This is a genomic window from Geoalkalibacter sp. (genome assembly GCF_030604225.1).
In the GTDB taxonomy this organism is placed as follows: Bacteria; Desulfobacterota; Desulfuromonadia; order Desulfuromonadales; family Geoalkalibacteraceae; genus Geoalkalibacter.
The window spans coordinates 1-18,943 of record NZ_JAUVWH010000056.1 but is presented as its reverse complement, the minus strand read 5'-3'; the positions used below and the strand labels follow the sequence as shown (position 1 = coordinate 18,943).

Annotated in this window: 21 protein-coding genes; 13 read left to right on the top strand and 8 right to left on the bottom strand. The window is 64.1% G+C overall.

Translation table 11 applies throughout. The features are described 5' to 3' along the window. On the bottom strand, positions 1-1,837 hold a 1,837-nt coding region (locus QAT43_RS08000), incomplete at its 3' end, for a PEP/pyruvate-binding domain-containing protein (protein WP_305042533.1). A gap of 217 nt (positions 1,838-2,054) precedes the next feature. Here QAT43_RS08000 and mltA point away from each other — a divergent pair. Further along, on the top strand, positions 2,055-3,194 hold the full coding sequence (gene mltA / locus QAT43_RS07995; RefSeq protein WP_305042532.1) for a murein transglycosylase A: 1,140 nt from the start codon (positions 2,055-2,057) through the stop codon (positions 3,192-3,194). A 60-nt stretch (positions 3,195-3,254) separates the two neighbouring features. On the opposite strand, the gene QAT43_RS07990 is transcribed toward mltA, so the two are convergent. After that, positions 3,255-4,241: an NAD(P)H-quinone oxidoreductase gene (locus tag QAT43_RS07990; protein ID WP_305042531.1), complete on the bottom strand. Its 987-nt coding sequence runs from the start codon at positions 4,239-4,241 to the stop codon at positions 3,255-3,257. Between the two features lie 188 nt (positions 4,242-4,429). Here QAT43_RS07990 and QAT43_RS07985 point away from each other — a divergent pair, with 188 nt between their 5' ends. Both QAT43_RS07985 and QAT43_RS07980 read left to right on the top strand, forming a co-directional pair. Next, positions 4,430-4,813 (top strand): response regulator, encoded by a 384-nt coding sequence (locus tag QAT43_RS07985; protein WP_305042530.1) that lies wholly within the window; start codon positions 4,430-4,432, stop codon positions 4,811-4,813. A 114-nt stretch (positions 4,814-4,927) separates the two neighbouring features. Beyond that, complete coding sequence (locus tag QAT43_RS07980) at positions 4,928-5,602, top strand: NAD(P)/FAD-dependent oxidoreductase (RefSeq protein ID WP_305042529.1); 675 nt, start codon at positions 4,928-4,930, stop codon at positions 5,600-5,602. Between the two features lie 30 nt (positions 5,603-5,632). Here QAT43_RS07980 and QAT43_RS07975 read toward each other — a convergent pair whose 3' ends face one another. Both QAT43_RS07975 and QAT43_RS07970 read right to left on the bottom strand, forming a co-directional pair. Next, the gene (locus QAT43_RS07975) at positions 5,633-6,340 is read right to left on the bottom strand and encodes a response regulator transcription factor (RefSeq protein ID WP_305042528.1); all 708 of its coding nucleotides are present in this window, start codon (positions 6,338-6,340) and stop codon (positions 5,633-5,635) included. Further along, complete coding sequence (locus QAT43_RS07970) at positions 6,337-7,284, bottom strand: sensor histidine kinase (RefSeq protein ID WP_305042527.1); 948 nt, start codon at positions 7,282-7,284, stop codon at positions 6,337-6,339. The genes QAT43_RS07975 and QAT43_RS07970 overlap by 4 nt, the downstream gene beginning before the upstream one ends. Positions 7,285-7,406: 122 nt before the next feature. Between QAT43_RS07970 and QAT43_RS07965 the strand changes: the two genes are divergently transcribed. After that, entirely contained in the window at positions 7,407-8,504 is a 1,098-nt protein-coding gene (locus QAT43_RS07965; RefSeq protein ID WP_305042526.1) for an NAD(P)H-dependent flavin oxidoreductase, read from the top strand. A gap of 65 nt (positions 8,505-8,569) precedes the next feature. On the opposite strand, the gene QAT43_RS07960 is transcribed toward QAT43_RS07965, so the two are convergent. Then, the gene (locus QAT43_RS07960; RefSeq protein ID WP_305042525.1) at positions 8,570-9,490 is read right to left on the bottom strand and encodes a c-type cytochrome domain-containing protein; all 921 of its coding nucleotides are present in this window, start codon (positions 9,488-9,490) and stop codon (positions 8,570-8,572) included. 174 nt (positions 9,491-9,664) lie between these two features. Between QAT43_RS07960 and QAT43_RS07955 the strand changes: the two genes are divergently transcribed. From QAT43_RS07955 to QAT43_RS07940, 4 genes are all read left to right on the top strand, one after another. After that, positions 9,665-10,783, top strand: a complete 1,119-nt coding sequence (locus QAT43_RS07955; RefSeq protein WP_305042524.1) for a radical SAM/SPASM domain-containing protein — start codon at positions 9,665-9,667, stop codon at positions 10,781-10,783. Positions 10,784-10,906: 123 nt separating this feature from the next. Beyond that, positions 10,907-11,935 carry a uroporphyrinogen decarboxylase gene (gene hemE / locus QAT43_RS07950; protein WP_305042523.1) on the top strand — a complete coding sequence of 343 codons (1,029 nt, stop codon included), beginning with the start codon at positions 10,907-10,909 and terminating at the stop codon, positions 11,933-11,935. Between the two features lie 11 nt (positions 11,936-11,946). Continuing rightward, positions 11,947-12,933 (top strand): ferrochelatase, encoded by a 987-nt coding sequence (gene hemH / locus QAT43_RS07945; protein WP_305042522.1) that lies wholly within the window; start codon positions 11,947-11,949, stop codon positions 12,931-12,933. Continuing rightward, positions 12,930-13,115, top strand: coding sequence for a hypothetical protein (locus QAT43_RS07940; RefSeq protein ID WP_305042521.1), 186 nt, complete (start codon positions 12,930-12,932; stop codon positions 13,113-13,115). Before hemH ends, QAT43_RS07940 begins: the two co-directional genes overlap by 4 nt. A 16-nt stretch (positions 13,116-13,131) precedes the next feature. Here QAT43_RS07940 and QAT43_RS07935 read toward each other — a convergent pair whose 3' ends face one another. Continuing rightward, positions 13,132-14,025, bottom strand: coding sequence for a J domain-containing protein (locus tag QAT43_RS07935; RefSeq protein ID WP_305042520.1), 894 nt, complete (start codon positions 14,023-14,025; stop codon positions 13,132-13,134). A gap of 152 nt (positions 14,026-14,177) precedes the next feature. Between QAT43_RS07935 and QAT43_RS07930 the strand changes: the two genes are divergently transcribed. From QAT43_RS07930 to hemG, 4 genes are all read left to right on the top strand, one after another. Further along, positions 14,178-14,585: a PA2779 family protein gene (locus tag QAT43_RS07930; RefSeq protein WP_305042519.1), complete on the top strand. Its 408-nt coding sequence runs from the start codon at positions 14,178-14,180 to the stop codon at positions 14,583-14,585. 9 nt (positions 14,586-14,594) lie between these two features. Continuing rightward, complete coding sequence (locus QAT43_RS07925) at positions 14,595-15,140, top strand: C39 family peptidase (RefSeq protein ID WP_305042518.1); 546 nt, start codon at positions 14,595-14,597, stop codon at positions 15,138-15,140. Positions 15,141-15,229: 89 nt separating this feature from the next. After that, a complete protein-coding gene (locus tag QAT43_RS07920; protein ID WP_305042517.1) occupies positions 15,230-15,766 on the top strand; it encodes a tetratricopeptide repeat protein in 537 nt (178 codons plus the stop codon). 60 nt (positions 15,767-15,826) lie between these two features. After that, a complete protein-coding gene (gene hemG, locus QAT43_RS07915; protein ID WP_305042516.1) occupies positions 15,827-17,230 on the top strand; it encodes a protoporphyrinogen oxidase in 1,404 nt (467 codons plus the stop codon). A 24-nt stretch (positions 17,231-17,254) separates the two neighbouring features. Here hemG and def read toward each other — a convergent pair whose 3' ends face one another. After that, positions 17,255-17,755, bottom strand: a complete 501-nt coding sequence (gene def / locus QAT43_RS07910) for a peptide deformylase (protein ID WP_305042515.1) — start codon at positions 17,753-17,755, stop codon at positions 17,255-17,257. 5 nt (positions 17,756-17,760) lie between these two features. After that, positions 17,761-18,300: a glycine cleavage system protein R gene (locus QAT43_RS07905; RefSeq protein ID WP_305042514.1), complete on the bottom strand. Its 540-nt coding sequence runs from the start codon at positions 18,298-18,300 to the stop codon at positions 17,761-17,763. 181 nt (positions 18,301-18,481) lie between these two features. Here QAT43_RS07905 and QAT43_RS07900 point away from each other — a divergent pair, with 181 nt between their 5' ends. Continuing rightward, positions 18,482-18,940, top strand: coding sequence for a hypothetical protein (locus QAT43_RS07900; protein ID WP_305042513.1), 459 nt, complete (start codon positions 18,482-18,484; stop codon positions 18,938-18,940). Positions 18,941-18,943 lie beyond the last annotated feature (3 nt).

Genomic DNA, 18,943 nt, shown 5'->3' with positions numbered 1-18,943 from the left:
GCGTGTCGGCAAGCAGCCGGTCGAAGGTCAGCAGCCAGGCCTGCTGACCCTTGCGCCCGCGCTCCTCGAGGCGCTGGGTGATCTCCTCGTCGCGGATGGCGAAGAGATCGAGGGGCAGGCCGGTGTCTACGTTGGCCAGGCGCAGCAGGGGCAGGGTTTCGAGGCTGTTGCTGCTGACGTCGAGCAGATCCACGTCGCGCTGCAGGAAGCGCCGCGCGTCCTCCAAACCCTTGTGGGGACGCTTGAGGGGCGCGTCGAGGGCCACCAGGCGCGGGTAGTCGCCTTCCACCCGGTCGACGGCGCGGGTGCCCAGGCCGAGCACCAGGCGCAGCATGCCAGCGCGCGGATCCATGCCCTTGTCCCAGACGAAAGTGTTGTAGGACACGCCGACCCCGGCCAGTTCGGGGAAATACCAGTGGCCGCGATAGGCGCCGGAGACGCGCTGCACGAGCAGCGCCATCTGCTCGTCGAGATGCTCCAGGCCGCGCTGGCGGCGGTAGGCCAGGGCGTCCTCGCTCATGGCGCTGGCGTAGATGCGGCGCACGGCATTCTCGAACTGCGCCAGGCGCTCCTCGGGGCTGCCCTGGTTGACGCAGAAGAAGCTGTCGTACTTGCCGGCGAAGGCGTTGCCGAAGCCGTCCTCGAGCAGGGAGCTGGAACGCACGATGATGGGATACTGGCCGTAGTATTCGAGCATTTGCTGGAACCCGGCGCGAATGTCGTCGGGGAAGCTGCCCTCGAGCATCCTGGCGCGCAGTTCGGCCGCCGCCTCGAAGTAGCCCTCGGGGGTTTTCTGCCGCACGTAGAGCTTCCAGAGACGGTTGTGGACGATGTAGGTGTAATAGACGTTGGAGCCGACGAAAAACGAATCATGGGGCTCCAGGTGGCTCGCCCAGTCGAACTCGGGGTCGTTGAGCAGGATGTCGCGCGCCAGCAGCATGCCCACCGCCTTGCCGCCGATGAAGCCGGTGCCGATCATGCGCGCCTTGACGGCGAGCAGATCCTTCAGGGAAAAAGTCGCCCGCGCCAGGGCCAGCATGCGTTCGTCCTGGCCCATCATGTGGCGGCACAGGTGACGCACCATGTCGCCATAAGTCTCGCTGTCGCCGCTTTCGGCCAGTTCCTCGGCCTGCAGGAACAACCGGTACCAGTGGTCGAGATGGCGGCGCGCCGTGTCGGGCGTCGAGGGGGCGAAGCGGCTGAGCAGATGGGTGGCGTGATAGCTGTCGGCCAGGGGCACGAAGCGCTCGCCATCCTGGCGGTGGGGCAGGAACATGGTCGGGCTGTGCCGCTGCCAGACCTTGAGGGGATGTACGTGAACGCGCCCCTCGTCGGTCAGGACGTCGAGCAGGATCTGGGTGGTGTCGCGAATGCGGGCGACGGTTTTGAGGGAGTGGTAGTCGCGGATCAGGGCGAAGTAGGCGATGGTGTCGAGCTCGAACAGATAGGGGCAGGTGACCCAGAAGAAGTTGCCCACCATCTGGTCCGTCGCCCAGGCCGAAAGCAAATCCGAGAGCGAGTCGAAGACGTAGAAGGCGCCGCGTCCGGCCTCGGTGATCAGGCGATGGATGCGCACCGCGAAGGACTCGAAGCCGCCGCGCGGGTCGAGCTCATGGATGGTGAGACCGGGGCGGGGATCGAGGAGCGGCGGATGGCTGCCGAAGCGCATGTAGATCAAAGGGCGGCCCGCGGCGAGGGCGCTGGCGGCGAAGGGCTCGACGAAGCGGCGGTATTCGTCGATGTGGTCGACGCTGAGCACCACGTTGTCGCCCAGGCGCAGGCCGTCGAGCACCTCGTCGAGACCGCGCAGGCCGGTGGTTACTTTTTCGGCAGTCATGAAACCTCCTTCGACAGGAATGGAAGTGGTTGTTGCTGATTTTGGTGAAAAATTAACCATTTTCAGGGGGTTGGCGGTTGCGGGGGATTTCCGTGCTTATAACATGGGCACCGGAGGTGAACAAGGGTTTTCCTGGGTGGCGTAAGCGTGGTATTCCGTGGGCTTGTCGCGCCGGGCATGGTAAACTGCACGGCATTTCATCAGGGAGGCTGCAGGAATGAAAACGCGTCTTTGGTTTCTTGGAGTTTTACTGGCCGGTAGCTTGGGCGGCTGCCTGCCGGCGCCGCCTGAGATGGCCGCCACCGCGCCCCTGGCGCCGCGCGAGGCAACCACCTTTGATCGCCTCGACGGCTGGGCCGAGGGCGATCCGCGCCCCGGGTTCGAGGTGCTTCGCAAGAGCTGTCGAGCCATCGGCCGGCGCGACCAGTGGCGCGAGGTTTGCGAACTCGCCGGCGGGATCGACGGCAACGACCGCGTCGCGGTGCTGCGCTTTTTCCATGAGCATTTCACGCCCTATCGCCTGCAAAAACCCGACGGCGACACCCAGGGGCTCATCACCGGCTATTACGTGCCCAACCTGCGCGGCAGCCGCACGCCCAGCCAGCGCTACGCCTATGCGCTTTACGCGCCGCCCGAGGACATGCTGACCATCGATCTGCGCGCGGTCTATCCGCAGCTGGGCGAGTACCGGCTGCGCGGACGCGTCGAGGGGCGCAAGGTGGTGCCCTATTACAGTCGCGCCGAAATCGAGGCGGGCAAGGGGGCGCTGGCCGGCAAGGAACTCTTCTGGGTGGAGGATCCGGTGGAGCTGTTCTTTCTGCACATCCAGGGCTCGGGGCGCATCCAACTGGAGAACGGCGAGGGCGTGATGGTCAATTACGCTGACCAGAACGGCCATCCCTACCGCTCCATCGGCCGCCTGCTGCTGGAGCGCGGCGAGATGACCCGCGATCAGATGTCCATGCAGAACATCCGTGCCTGGGCGCGCAACAACCCCGCGCGCACCCCCGAGCTGCTCAACGAAAATCCCAGCTACGTTTTTTTTCGTGAACTGCCCGGCGAGGTGGAGAATCCCCCCGGGGCGCTGGGCATCCATCTCACGCCGCGCTACAGCCTGGCCGTCGATCCCAAGTTCGTGCCCCTGGGCGCTCCGGTATTTCTCGCCACCACCTGGCCCCTGGAGGAGCGTCCCCTGCGTCAGTTGATGGGCGCCCAGGACACGGGCGGCGCCATCAAGGGCGAGGTGCGCGGCGATTTCTACTGGGGCCTGGGCGAGGAGGGCGGCCATTACGCCGGGCGCATGCGCCAGCAGGGCCAGATGTGGGTGCTGCTGCCGCGCGGGTTCGCGGAAAAATAAAAAACCGCCCGGCGCGGCCGCAGGCGCGTCGGGCGGCGAGGTGTTCCTGGAGAGGAGGCGCTACTGGATTTTCAGCACGATCTTGCCGAAGTGGCGATCCTCCTCCATCATGCGGTGGGCCTCCACCACCTGCTCGATGGGAAAGACCTTCTCGATAATGGGCACGATGCCGCGGTCGGCGAATTTGGGCAGGGCGCGCCGGGTGAACTCGGCGACGATCTCGGCTTTTTCCGCCACCGGCCGCGAGCGCAGCACCGAGCCGATGATCTGCTGGCGCTTGACCATCATCAGGGCGAGGTTGAGTTCGGCCTTGATGCCGCTGATCACGCCGATGATGACCAGCTTGCCCGTGTAGCCCAGGGAGTTCATGTTGGGCGCTAGGTACTTGGCGCCGACGTGGTCGAGAATCAGATTGACGCCCTTCTTGTTGGTGAATTCCTTGACCGCCTCGGTGAAATCGGGGGTCTGGGTGAAGTCGACGACCAGATCGGCGCCCAGTTCCTTGACCCGCGCGATCTTGCTTGGATGGGCGGTGACGATGAGCTTGGCGCTGGGGGTCAACGCCTTGGCCAGCTGGATGCCGGCGGTGTTGACGCCGCCGCCGCCGCCGTGGAGGATGGCGGTCTGGCCGTCGCGGAACTCGCCGATCATGAACACGTTGAGAAACGCGGTGATGTAGGATTCGCACACGCAGGCCGCTTCCTCGAAGCTCATGGACTCGGGGATGCGCATCAGGTGGCTGGCGTAGGCCACCGCGTATTCGGCGTAGCCGCCGCCGCCGACCAGGGTCATGACCCGCTCGCCCTTGCTCCAGCCGCTGACATCGGGGCCGAGTTCCTCGATGACGCCCGCTACTTCCAGGCCGAGGATCTCCGAGTCGCCGGGGGGCGGCGGATACTTGCCCTCGCGCTGCACCAGGTCGGGGCGGTTGATGGAGGTGGCCATGACCTTGATCAGCACTTCGCCCTGCTTGGGCGTGGGTCGCTCGACTTCGCCGACTTTCAGAACCTCAAGGCCGCCGAAGCCGTCGAGCAGAACAGCTTTCATGATGTTGTCCTCCCTGCGCGGGCCTCGATAAGGGGCCGCGCCGCTGTGGTGTGAGACTTGATTAGAACGGTGTTGTCGATTATAGGAAATCCTGCCCGCCGTGCAACCGGAAAAAAGTGCGGTGCGCTGGTGCGGATCGCTCCCAGTTGTGATATTTATTTACCGGGGGATTGCTCGGGAGGGGACCAATGAAGAAAATTCTGGTGGTGGATGACCAGCTGACCGTGCGCCGGCTGGTGGAAATGACCCTGGAAACCCGCGGCCTGCGCGTGCTGCAGGCCGAGAGCGGGGAGGCGGGCGTTGCCCTGGCACGCGCCGGGCGGCCCGACCTGATCATCATGGACATCATGATGCCCGGCGGCATGGACGGTTTCGAAGCCGTCCGCCTCCTGCGCGCCCAGCCCGAAACCCATGCCTGCCCCATCATCATGCTGACCGCCAAGGATCAGAAATCCGAGCGGCTTCGGGCCTTCGAAGCCGGCGTCAGCGACTATCTGGCCAAGCCCTTCAAGCTCAGCGAACTGCTGCAAAAAGTCGACAGCCTGCTCTCCTGCGTTCCCGTCAAAGATTGACAGCCGCGGCGTTTTTCTGAATAATCGCGCCGTTGCATCCCGCGCCCCGCTGAACTTCGGCCTGCTGTCCCGGCGGCGCGAGGGCGACCCATACCGCTTTCCAGGAGTTTCCCCATGAAAAAAGATATTCTCGAAAAAGGCGCGATCATTCAGCGCGACAAGGAAACCTACGCCATCGCCCCGCATATTCCGGGCGGCATCACCAACCCCGCGCAGTTGCGCAAGATCGCCGATGTCGCCGACAAATACCAGGCGCAGGCCCTCAAGATCACCAGCGCCCAGCGCATCGCCATCGTCGGCTTCGACGAGCAGCATCTCGATGCCATGTGGGAGGAACTCGGCGAGAAACCCGGCGCCGCCATCGGTCTGTGCATTCGCTCCGTCAAGATCTGTCCCGGCACCACCTACTGCAAGCGCGGCCAGCAGGATTCGGTCAAGGTCGGGTTGGAGATGGACGAGCGGTATCACGGCATGGAGCTGCCGTGGAAATTCAAGATGGGCGTTTCAGGGTGCATCAACGACTGCGCCGAGGGCTGCATCAAGGACGTGGCGCTGGTCGGCACGCCCAAGGGTTGGAATGTCATGGTCGGCGGCAACGGCGGCGCCCAACCGCGTCTCTCGCACAAGCTGGTGGAGCACGTGCCCACGGACGCCGAGGCCCTGGCCCTGGTCGATCACCTGGTGGGCTGGTTCAAGAAGCAGGACCGGCGCTGCCGGTTGGGCAAGTTCATCGAGGAAATGGGCATTGACGCCTTTCGCGAGGAAGCGCTGCGCGACTTCAAAGCCTGAGGCGCCGGGGCGCGGCAAGGCCTCGCCCCGCTACTCGCGGAAAAAACGGTAGCCCCGCCCGCGCACGGTGCGAAAATGCACCGGGCGGGCGGGGTTTTTTTCGAAATACTTGCGCAGGCGCACGATGAAATTGTCCAGGGTGCGCGTTTCCGTGTCGGGCGCCATGCCCCAGACCTTGCGCAAGAGTTCCTGTCGCGTCACCAGTTCCTTTTCCCGCGCGAAGAACACCTCGAGCATCCGGACCTCCAGTTCCGTCAGATCGAAGACGCCCCGCGGCGTCTGCGCCCGTGCGCCCTGCAGATCCACCCGGTTGTCGCCGAAGCGATAGCTGGGCCGCGGGGCGCCGCCCTGGCGCTGCACGCGGCGCAGGATGGCCTTGACCCGCAGAAGAAATTCCTCCAGGTTGAAGGGCTTGGCCAGGTAATCGTCGGCGCCCTGGGCCAGACCGGCGATGCGGTCCTGGTCCCGCGCGAGGGCGGTCAGCATGAGAATGGGCAACTGGGGATAAACTTCCCGGCTGCGGCGGCACACCTCCAGCCCCGAGATGCCCGGCAGCATCAGATCGAGGACGAGCAGATCCACGGGCGCGTGCTCCAGAAGCCGCAAGGCCTCCTCGCCGCTTTCCGCGTGCGTCACGACAAACCCTTCATGTTCCAGGTTGAAGATCAGGCCCTGGGCGATGTGGGGTTCGTCCTCGACCACGAGAATGTGATGGGGCGGTTGGTCGGAAGGGCTCATGAGGGCTCCGAGATGCGGGGCAAAAGGATATGGACGCAGGTGCCGCGCCCGGGCCCGGCGCTTTCCAGCCAGATTTTGCCGCGATGCCGGCGAATGATGGCGCGGGCGATGAACAAGCCGAGACCCGTGCCCGGCACCCGCTCGTTGCCGCGATTGGCGCGATAGAAGATGCGGAACACTTTTTTCAGCTCCGGGGCGTCCAGGCCCCGGCCCTGGTCGCGAAGCCGCAGATGACAGTGGTTTTTTTCGCCCTGCAGGCTCACCGCGATGTCCGCCGGCGGATCGCTGTAGAGCAGGGCGTTTTCCAGCAGGTTGCGCAGCACGATCTCCAGGGATTCGCCCTCAAAGGGGCTGAACAGGCCTTTTTTCACATCCAGGGAAAATTTCGTGCCCGCCGGCAGCGAGGCGCTCTGCTGGGTGAAATAGTTGGCGACGAAGGCCGAGAGGTCGGCGCGGCGCAAGGTCAGGCGCGGCGCTTTGAGCTCCAGGCGGTTGGCGGTGAGCAGGTTGTTGATCAGACCGTGCAGCCGCTGGGTGTCGGCGAGCATGGTGGTGACGAAGGCATCGAGCTTTTCCGGCGGCGGCTGGCGCAGGCGGATGGTTTCGAGATGCAACTGGATGGAGGCCAGGGGCGATTTGAGCTCATGAGTGACCTGGGAGATGAACTTCTTCTGCTCGCGGTACAAGGCCGCCTGGCGGCGCCAGTAGATAAAGATGACATAGACGCCGCCGAGAATCAGCACCAGCAGGATCAGGCCTTCGGCGAGCAGCAGCCAGTCGACGCTGCCGTGCAATAGTTCCGGGCTGTATTTTTCCGCCAACTCGCGCAGCCGTTGGTGAGAGCTGACGAACCAGCGGATCCACACCAGCACCACCAGCAGCCAGGCGAGCTGGATGGCGATCAGCGCCATCAGGGGATTGAAGATTTTTTTCCAGAATTTCATCGGCGTGGCTCGGGATTCGGGGCGAGTTCGGTGACTTTTACGAAAGTATTACATACGGCCGTCGTAAACATCTGCTAACATGGCGAAGTCCTTATCTTAAAACTATCGACCGAGGAACCGCAATGATCAAAACCCTGACCATCGGCAAGCACCGCATCCCCTATCCCCTCATCCAGGGAGGGATGGGCGTGCGCGTTTCCGGCGGACGTCTTGCGGGTCACGTGGCCCGCTGCGGCGGCGTGGGCATCGTCGCTACCGCCGGTATCGGGATCAACAGTTCCTACTATTCGGAAAGCAATTACTTCACCGCCAACGCCCAAGCCCTGCACGACGAGATCCGCAAGGCCTATGACATCGCCCCCGACGGCGTGATCGGCACCAACTGCATGGTCGCGGTTTCTGATTACGACGAGTTGGTGCGGGTGTCCTGCGCGGCGGGCGCCAAGATCATCATCAGCGGCGCCGGCCTACCCTTGAACCTGCCGAGCTTGACCGCCGATTACCCCGATGTGGCGCTGGTGCCCATCGTCTCGTCCGTCAAGGCGGCCGAGCTGATCGCGCGCAAATGGAAAAAAGGCTATGATCGCCTGCCCGACGCGGTGATCGTCGAGGACCCCGACACCGCCGGCGGCCACCTGGGCGAAAAGCCCGAGAACATCGCCACCGGCCAATACGACCAGTACGCCACGGTGCGCGGCGTCAAGGCCTACTTCCGCGAGGCCTTCGGCATGGACATGCCGTTGATCGCCGCCGGCGGCATCTGGGATCGCGCCGATGTGCGCCATGCCCTGGAGCAGGGCGCCGACGGCGTGCAGATGGCCAGTCGCTTCGTGTGCACCGAGGAGTGCGACGCCGAGGATTCCTACAAGCAGGCCTATCTCAACTGCCGTCCCGAGGATATCGGGCTGATCATGAGCCCCGCCGGCTTGCCCGGCCGGGCGATTCGCGCCAACATCGACCAGGTGCGTCAGCGCGATCTCGACCACGGTGTGATCTGCCCCTCGGGTTGCCTCAAGAAGTGCACCTACAAGGAGGGCCAGGAGCGTTTCTGCATCGTGCATGCCCTCGATCGCGCCCAGCGCGGCGACGTGGACACCGGCCTGGTGTTCTGCGGCACCAACGCCTGGAAGGCGGATCGCATCACCACCGTGCAGGCGATCTTCGACGAGCTTTTCGATCTGGCCGACGGCGTGCCGGTGGAGCGGGCGGCCAACGGCTGATCCTTCGTTCCTCGCCAAAATTTGCAGGGCGCTCCTACCGGGGGCGCCCTTTTTTCATCCGCGACTCAGCGCGCGCGGATGCGCTCGACTCCGATCGTCCCGTCGCTTTCCACCCAGCCCCGCACTTCCACGCGTTGCCCCACCCGCAGGTTCTCGCGAATGCGGGTGCCCGCGGCGACCTTGAGGGGCAGGCCGTCGAGCTGCCAGTGGCCGCTAAGCGTGCCGCCCAAGCGCACCCTGGCGCCCACGGGCAGAGGTGCCGGTTGCCCCTGGTCGTTCGGGGCGCCGGCGGCGATCCATTCCTCGATGAGTTCGATGTCCGCCGCGCTCAGGTAAGGCGGGCCGTCAAAGGGCATGCGCGGCAGGGATTGGCCGCGGATGCGCCGTACCAGTTCGCTGGCCCGTGGGTCGCCGGGGACGATCCAGGCCCGTTCGCGCGCGTCGAGCAGGCTGGCGTGACTGGTGGCGACAAAGCCCTCCGGGGCCGGTCCCATGCGTCCGTTGGGGCTGTGGCAGGTGGCGCAGCGCGGCACGAGAACGGCCGCCACCCGGGAAAAAAGCCCCGGATCTTCCAGGGCTTGAGCCTCCGGCTCCGGGGTGGCGGGGTCCGGGTCCCGGCTGACGGAGGCGGCGTCGGGAGCCAAGGAGCGAATCCAGCCCAGGATCAGGGCGGTTTCCGCGTCGCTCAGGTAGGGCGGGCCGGTCAGGGGCATGCGCGGCAGCGACTCGCCGCGAATGCGCCGCAGCAATTCGCTTTCGTCGGGACTTCCGGCAATGACGACCGGGCCGTTGCTGCTGCCGGCCAGCAGGCGTTCACGGCTGTCCAGGCGCAGCCCCTGGCTGGCGAGGGCGGCACCGTGACAGATCACGCAACGGTTTTCCAGCAGTTTTTGCACCTCGGGCCAGTCCGGCTCCATTCCTTGGGCCGTGGCCGTCCCCAGGGGCCAGACGAGGGTGCCGAGCAGAAGCAGCAGCCATTTTTTCATGGAACGCCTCCGTAGTGTGAGAAATGTCCACCCAGTCTAACACAAGAGCGCCGGGCGGGAATGCGGGTTTCGTGATCTGAAAAGGGCTTAATTCTTGCCATTTTCCATCGGCCTGGGGTAGTATTTCCCCTTGCGTCGAGCCCGTTTCGACAGTCGTTTCAAAAAGGAGAAGGCATGGCCGCTGCAACCGCCACCGAAGAATATATCCCCAAATGGATCGCCTGGGAGACCACCCAGCGCTGCAATCTCAACTGCGTGCACTGCCGCTGTTCCTCGGACATGCAGTCCTCCGAGGGTGATTTCACCACCGAGGAAGCCTATAAGTTGATCGACGACATCTGCACGGTGAGCACGCCGGTCATGGTCCTGTCCGGCGGCGAGCCGCTGCTGCGCGCCGACATTTGGGACATTGCCCGATACGGCACGAGCAAGGGCCTGCGCATGTGCATGGCGACCAATGGCACGCTCATCGACGACGCGGTTTGCGCCAAGATGAAAGAAGTCGACCTCAAGATGGTATCGCTGTCCCTCGATGGCTCGACGGCGGAGATTCACGACAATTTCCGCAACTGCCCCGGCGCCTTCGAGGGCGTGGTGAGCGCCGCCGAAACCATGAAGCGCAACGGCATCAAGTTTCTCATCAACTCCTCCTTCACCAAGCGCAACCAGCAGGACATCGGCGCCACCTTCCGCCTGGCCAAGAGCCTGGGCGCCACCGCCTGGTACATGTTCATGATCGTGCCCACCGGGCGCGGCGAGGAAATCATGAACGAGCTGATCTCCAAGGAGGATTACGAGGAGATTCTCAAGTGGCACTACCAGCAGGAGCGCCTGGAGGACGACATCCTTATGCGGCCCACCTGCGCCCCGCACTATTACCGCATCGTGCCGCAGATGGCCAAGGCGGAAGGCGTTGATTTCCAGCGCCGGTCCCTGACCTTTTCCACCGGCGGCGGCAAGGGCTGCATCGCCGCGCAGACCATCTGTCTCATCGACTGCTTCGGTAACCTCAAGCCATGCAGCTATTTTCACTCCTCCGTGGGCAACGTCAAGCAGGTGCCCTTCAGGGAACTCTGGTTCAATTCGCGGGTGTTCAACGACCTGCGCGACACGAAAAAGTACAAGGGCAAATGCGGCGAGTGCGAGTTCATCAACGTCTGCGGCGGTTGCCGGGCGCGCGCCGACGCCGTGTACGGCGACTACATGCAGGAGGAGCCCTTCTGCAGCTACATCCCGCCGCGCACCCGCAAGCGCCTGGAAAAAGAGGCGGCCGAACTGGCGCCGAAATCGTGATTTCCGTAGGGGCGCAGCATGCTGCGCCCCTACACCCGCCGGCAAAATCGTAGGGGCGGATTGCATCCGCCCAGGGCGCACAGGGTGCGCCCCTACAATTTAATTTGACCAGGAGGCAATCTCATGTCCGATTACCGTTTTCTCAAGGCCTGCTGGGGCGAGCCCGTCGATCGCACGCCCGTGTGGCTCATGCGCCAGGCCGGCCGTTACCTGCCCCAGTACATGGCGGTGCGCTCCAAGGTGAGCTTTCTCGAACTGTGCAAGACGCCGGAACTGGCCGCCGAGGTCACCATCCAGCCCATCGATTATCTCGGCGCCGACGCGGCGATTCTCTTCTCCGACATCCTCACCCCCGTCGAGCCCATGGGCCTCAAGCTCGACTTCGTGCCCGGACCGGTGTTCGAAAAGCCGGTGCGCACCCAGGCCGATGTGGATGCCCTGCGCATTCCGGTGATGGAGGAGGATGTCCCCTATGTGCTGGAAACCATCCGCATCCTGCGCCGCGAGTTCGAGGGCCGCGTGCCCCTCATCGGCTTCGGCGGGGCGCCCTTCACCCTGGCCTGCTACATGGTGGAAGGCAAGGGCAGCAAGGATTTCGCCCACATCAAGCGCATGATGTACGCCGCGCCCGAGGTTTTCGCGGCGCTCATGGAGAAAATCACCGAGATGGACCGCCAGTACCTCAACGCCCAGATCGCGGCGGGGGCCCAGGCCATCCAGATCTTCGACACCTGGGGCGGCATCGTTTCGCCCACCGATTACGAGAAATACGTCCTGCCCTACACCACCAAGCTCATCAACGGCCTCAACCGCACCGGCGTGCCCATCATCCATTTCGTCAAGGGCGCGGGCACCATGCTCGACCTGGTCAAGCGCGCCGGTTCCGACGTGGTCGGCCTCGACTGGCACATCAACCTGGGCAAGGCGCGCAACCTGCTCGGCAGCGAGGTGGCGGTGCAGGGCAATCTCGATCCCACCGTGCTTTACGCGCCGCCGGCGCACATCGAGCGGGAAGTCCAGCGCATTCTCGACGAAAACGGCGGTCGTCCGGGCCACATCTTCAACCTCGGCCACGGCATCCTGCCCACCGTGCCGCCCGAGCACGCCAAGTTCATGGTCGAGTGCGTGCATCGCCTGAGCGCCAAGGGATGAAGGCCTGAGCCATGAAGGATGACAACCCTGGCAGTCCCATCGGGATCGTCCTGCTCAACATGGGCGGTCCCGATGCGCTGGAGGCGGTCGAGCCTTTTCTCTACAACCTGTTTTCCGACCGCGACCTGATTCAGCTGCCCCTCGGCGCGCTGCTGCAAAAGCCCTTCGCGCGGCTGATTTCCCGACGGCGCGCCAAGGCGGTGGTGGAAAACTACCGCGCCATCGGCGGTAAGAGCCCTTTGTTGCACTGGACCAGCGTTCAGGCCCAGGGTATCGCCGCGCGACTGGGTTCCGCCTACCGGCCTTATGTGGCCATGCGTTACTGGGCGCCCCGCGCCGACGAGGCGGTGGCGCGGATGAAGGCCGACGGTGTCGAGCGGGCGGTGGTGCTGTCCCTTTATCCCCATTACACCGGGGCCACCACCGGCAGCAGCGTCAAGGATTTTCGCCGTGCCGCGGCCGCCCTGCATCCGGGCCTCAAATATCGCGTCATCGAGCAGTGGTACGACTGGCCGGGCTATCTCGATGCCCTGGCGCTGTGCGTGCGCCGGGGCTTGGAGAGATTCCCCGAGGATCTGCGGCCCCTGGTGCAGATCCTGTTCAGTGCCCATGCCCTGCCGCAGAAGTTCATCGACCGCGGCGATCCCTACCTGGAGCATGTGCTCGACACCACCCGCGGCGTCATGAAGCGCCTCGGCAACCGCTCCTGGCGCCTGGGCTTTCAGAGTCGCAGCGGGCCGGTCAAATGGATGGAGCCCGACACCGTCGAGGTCCTTGACCAGCTGGCCGCCGAGGGCCGCCAGGCGGTGCTGCTGGTACCCATCTCCTTTGTCTCGGATCACATCGAGACCCTGCACGAAATCGACATCGAATATCGCGCCCATGCCCAGGCCAAGGGCATCGCGCATTTCGAGCGCAGTCCGTCCCTTAACGACCTTCCTGAATTTCTTGCCGCCATGGCGGAGCTGGTGAAAAACGAAGTGGAGAATTGGCGATGAAAAGCTGCAAGGTCTGCGGGGAAGCCTTTGATCCCCAGGCCCCTCTGGACGATCCGGCCATGCAGGCCGGCGTGTTCATGGCAAGTCAAGGCGAGTGGAACGATCTGGGTGAGCTTTGTCCGCGCTGCCTGGGCAGTCGCGGCCTGCTGGGCATGATGTACTGCCGGGAGTTCGACGCCTAGGCGTTTACCCTCTGGCCTAAAGACCTTCCTTCCTGAGCTTCTCCAAAAGTTCGCGTTGCCGCTCGGTGAGGCTGTGCGGCACGTCGATGTCCACCACGGCATAGAGATCGCCCTGGGGACGGTTGCGGTGGGCGGGAACGCCAAAACCCTTGAGACGGATTTTGGCCCCCGATTGAATGCCGGCGGGGATTTTGATGCGCTTGGTGCCCGCCAGGGTGGGAACCTCCGCCGTGGTGCCCAGGCAGGCGCCGCTGAAGGGAACCCTTACCCGCACCAGCAGATCGTTGCCCTCGCGGGAAAAAACCGGATCGGGGCTCACCTCCACGTCGAGAAACAGATCGCCCGGCGCACCGCCGGACGGGCTGGGGCCGCCCTTGCCGGGCAGGCGCAGGCGCGTGCCGGTCTCGACGCCGGGGGGAATGCGCACCTGCACCGAATGCGGTTGGCCGTCGTGGCGAAAATCGATGCGTCGCTCGCCGCCCAGCACCGCTTCGCGCAGGGGCAGGGTGAGGCTGAGGGAATAATCCGGTCCCTTGAGGCTGCGTGGCCGCACCCGCGTCCCGCCGCCGAAGGCCGCGGCGCGGCCGCCGAACAGGTGGGAGAAAATGTCCTCGGTGCCGAAGCCGAATTCGCGGAAAATATCGCCGACGTCGAAGCCGCGGAAAATGTCTTCCTGGCTGTAGCGCTGATGGAAGCCGCTTTCGCCGAATTGATCGTACTGCTTGCGTTTTTCGGCGTCGGAGAGCACCGCGTAAGCTTCGGTGATGTCCTTGAATTTCTCCTCGGCCTTCTTGTCGCCGGGATTCTTGTCGGGGTGATATTTGAGGGCCAGCTTGCGGTAGGCTTTTTTGATGTCCTCGGGCGAGGCGCCCTTGCTCACACCGAGAATGCTGTAATAGTCCTTGGCCATGTCGAATCTCCGCTTGCCGACGCTTTTTTGACAATATAATGACGGCCCCGATAAGCGTCAAGGCGCCCCGGGAATTTACTTCTTGCCAAATCGATCCTTGGGGGTAAAATGAGGGAAGGTTCTAAGTATCTAATCACAAAGGGGGAAATACAATGAGCCGTAAACGCATCTGGATTCTCGACAGTCGCATTTGCTGGGTGGTGTTGATGGCCTTCACCCTGTTGTCCCTGGTGCCCAACAATTCCTTTGCCGGGTTGATGGACAGCCGCTTGTCAACGGGCGAGAGCTACACCCAGCGCGCCGACGACCTGGATAAAATCCGTCAGGCCCTGCAGCAGGAGGTCGTGGCCCAACGCCTGGCCGATTACGGGTTCAGCAGCGATGAGATCGCCGCGAAATTGCCGACTCTTTCCGACGAGCAGATCCACCAGATCGCCGGATTGACGGACAGCCTCGGCGAGGGAGCCGACGGACTGGGACTGGTGATCGCGGTTCTGGTTATCGTTCTGCTGGTGGTGCTGATTCTCAAACTCTCCGATAAGCAGATCATCATTAAGTAAGCCGCGTCGATGCTTGGCTTGGCGTCAGCGCGGCGCTGTCTTATTCTTGCCCTGTTGCTGCTGGTTGGATGCGCGGCCGCCGGGCAAAACGATTGGAGCCCCGGGCAGCCGGGGCTTCAGCTTGTTGAAGGGGTGCCGTTTTTTCCGCAGCAGGCGCGTGATGATTGCGGTCCGGCGGCCTTGGCCTCCCTTCTCGCCCATGCGGGGCAAGTCCCCGCCCTGGAAGACATCGGGCGAGAGGTTTATGACGCGCGATTGGGCGGTTCCCTGCTGGCGGACATGGAAAACTACGCGCGCCGGAAGGGTTTCGCGACGCGCTCGGGACGCGGCGATCTTGACCTCCTGCGTCGGCGGGTCGATGCCGGGCGGCCCCTCGCGGTGCTCATCGACAGGGGCGTCGGCCCGCTGCGTCGGCCTCACTACCTGGTGGTGATCGGTTACGACCAGAGCCGCTTCCTGGTCTATGATGGACAAACCGCCGGTGTCTTTCTGGCGGCCGAGGATCTGGAGCGGCGCTGGGGGGCCATGAACCGGCTCTACCTGTACCTGCCATGACGAGGTTTCGTTCCGTTCCCTGGTTGGAGTTGCGCTCATTCTGGACCTCCGCGTTTCCCGGCCCTGGCTTTTGAGGAGTTGCTGCAAGAATGCGCAATTTTTTGCTGATGGCACTGCTGCTGATGATGGTGACGGGGTGCTCCACGCCGCGCGTCATCGTGCTTAACGACCCCCTGGATGCCGCCCAGCACAATGATCTGGGCGTGGCCTATGAAGCGCGGGGCGAGGTGGATCTGGCGGAGCGTGCCTACGAGCGCGCCGCGCAGCTTGATCGCCGCTGGGCCCTGCCGCTGGTCAACCTGGGCAACGTGCGCGCGGGCCAGAAGGATTGGCGCGGCGCGATTCAAGCCTATGAGGCCGCCCTGGCGCGCGATCCGGCCGATCCCGTCGCCCTCAACAATCTGGCCTGGGTGCTGCTGCAAGAAGGGCAGCTTGACCGCGCCCTGACACGGATTCGCGAGGCGGTCGCCCTGTCCCCCGACAATCCCCTGGTCCTCGAAACCCTCGCCGAGGTGCATCTTGCCCGAGGCGAGGCGGAGCAGGCGCGTGCCGTCCTGGACGCCGCCCTCCAAATCGACCCGGAGTTGCCCCTCGATGAGGATCTGCAGCGCTTGCTGCAAGATTGATCCAAATAGACCTTGCCTGCCGGACGTCGGCCCGCGACCCTTTATCCCAGGAGTTCCTTGATGACCCGCATTGCCATTATCGGCGCCGGTATTTCCGGTTTGACCACCGCCTTTCTCCTTGAGCAGCAGGCCCGCGCGCAACATCTCGATCTTGAGATCATCGTGCTGGAAAAAAAAGACCGGGTGGGGGGCAAGATCTGGAGCATCAAGGAGGAAGGTTTTCTCTGCGAGTGGGGGCCCAACGGTTTTCTCGACAGCAAGCCCTGGACCCTGGAGCTCTGCGAGCAACTCGGCATCCGCGGGCGCCTGCTGCGCTCCGACGACAACGCGCGCAAGCGCTATATCTTCTCCGAGGGCGTACTGCATCGCCTGCCGGAAAACGGCCCCATGTTCCTCAAGTCCAAGCTGATCTCCTGGCCGGGCAAGATCCGTCTGGCCAAGGAGATGATCATTGCGCCCAAGCGCGACGGCGAGGATGAGACGCTGGCCGACTTCGGGCGGCGGCGCCTGGGCGGCGAGGCCCTCGACAAGCTCATCGCGCCCATGGTGTCGGGAATCTTCGCCGGCGACCCGGAAACCATGAGCCTCGGAAGCTGCTTTCCGCGCATCCAGCAACTCGAAGAGGAATACGGCGGGCTGATCAAGGCCATGATCAAGCTGGCCAAGAAGAAAAAGCAGGAGATCCGCGAAGGCAAGCAGGTCGCGAGCGCCGCCGGGCCGGGCGGCGTGCTGACCTCATTCTCCGACGGCATTCAGGAACTGACCGACAGCACCGCCGCCCAGGTGCGCGGCGAAATCCGCCGCGGGGTGGGCATCGAGCGCATCGTGCGCAAGGAGGGCGGCTTCGAGTTGCGCTTCGAGGGTGGCGGCACCCTGGATGCCGAGATGGTGATCAGCGCCGCGCCCGCTCATGCCCTGGCGGACATGACCGCCGCCCTTGATGAGGGGCTCAGCGCTCTGCTCAGGGACATTCCCTATGCCCCCATGAATGTGATCTGCTTCGGCTATGAACGCGAGAAAATCGTCCATTCCCTCGACGGCTTCGGCTATCTCATCCCGCGCAAGGAAGGGTGCAGCACCCTGGGCACCCTCTGGGATTCGAGCATCTTTCCCAATCGTGCCCCCGAGGGCCAAGTGCTGCTGCGTTCCATGATGGGCGGCGCCACCAATCCCAGGGCCATCGAGTTTTCCGACGCCGAGGTGCGGGCGCGCACCCTCGCCGACCTCAACGCGAGCATGGGCATCGACGCCGAGCCCGATTTCGTGCGCATTTTCCGCCATCCCCAGGCCATTCCCCAGTACACCGTCGGGCACGGCAAACGCCTGCAAGCCCTGGACGAACGCCTGCGGTCCTGCCCCGGCTTGTTTCTCACCGGCAATGCCTTTTTCGGCATCGGTCTCAACGACTGTGTGCACGCTTCGCGACAGGTGGTGGAGCGAGTGTTCAAGGGATTGGCCGGCTAGCCGGGCGGCAGGGGCGGGGGCTGGTTATTTCTTGCGGCGAAAGACGTCGGTCTTGAGATTGGAAACGCGGTCGAGGAACAGCAGGCCGTCGAGGTGATCCATCTCATGCTGGATGGCCACCGCTTCAAAACCGTTGGCGCGAATGACCCGCTCCACGCCGTCGCGGTCGAGAAACTGCACCAGGATAGTCTCCGCGCGGGCGACGTTGCCGGTGTACTCGGGCACGCTCATGCAGCCCTCGCGCATGATCCTTTCCCCCTCGCGCTCCAGAATCTCCGGATTGATCATCACCAGCCGGCCGTGATTGTCCTCGCGGCCGAGCTTGCTCCTGGACACATCGACCACCACCACCCGCAGGCTCACGCCGATCTGGGGCGCCGCCACGCCCACGGAATGGCCGGCGGCGTGCATGGTGTCGAGCAGATCCTGCACCAGGGCGTCGACTTGGGCATCCAGGCGCAGGACGCAGGCGCAGGGGTGCTTGAGGATGGGGTTGGGGTAGAGAAGAATGTCGCGAACGGCCATGGGGACTAAAGTTCCACGGGGGTGATGGAGCGCACCGTAATGTCCACCTGCATCTCGTCCTTGAGATGGTCGAGGAGGTTGCGCAGCGCGTCGACGGAGAGACTTTCCGGCAGCACCGCCTCGATCATCATCACGTAGACCGGACGGTTCTCGCTGCCGATCAGCTTGGTGTTGAGGTCGGTGATGTTGACCTGGCGATCGCCGAGTTCCTTGGCGACGCGGTAGACGATGCCCGGCCGGTCCGCGCCGTACACCGAGATCATGCAGATCTCGCCCTCGAATTCCGGGCGTTTTTCGCCGCCGGGCCGCAGGGTGCGCACGAAGACCGAGAGGTTGGTCGCTTCCAGGGGCGCGAAGACGTCGCCGAAGCTGACATGGTCGGTGTACTCGGGATGGGAGATGATGAGAATCATGGCGAACTGCCCGCCGAGGATGGAGCAGCTCGAATCGGCGATGTTGCAGCCGAGGCGATAGAGGATTTCCGTCACCTGCGAAACGATGCCCGGCCTGTCGCGGCCGATGATGGTCAGGGCGAAATGCGGCATGGCGGTTTTCCTCCCGGAAAAAGAAAAGGGGGCACGGCAAACGGTCGTGCCCCCTTTTCTATCATCGTCGGCGAAAAAATGCCACCCGCGAAAGCTGGTTCTGCCCGGGGCGGGTTGGCGTTGACAGCGCGGGCGTCGCTGTTAAGTTATTAGAAACATTTCCCTTACCAAGGACGTTCCCATGAAAAGAGATCTCCAGGGCAAGGTCGAGTTCATCGGGCGGCATATCCCCGAATTTCCCGGCTATCGGGCCATTGACCACGGGGAGACGGATCGGCTGCTGCGTCATTATCTGGCGGGGCGGCTGGCGGGGATTCGCGAGCGGCTGGCGGACCGGATGGCCGGTCCGAGCGAGGAGGAGGCTCGGCGGGCGGAACTGGCGGCGGTTGTGCAGCGCCTGGCGCGCTTGCGCGAGAGCTTGCTGTCGGCAAATGGCGCAAGCGGCGCGGCGCCGGGCGCGGGACTGGTGGAGGATGAGGTTCTGCTCGATTTCGATTTGAACCTGCTTGACAAGGCGGCGGCTCTCGACAGCGCCCTGGAGGATGCCCCGGACGGTCTGGGCGCTCTGCTCGCGGGCCTGCTCGATGAATTCGAGGCGCTGCTTGCCAAGCGTCACGGGTTTTTTCCGCGGGCGGACTGAGAG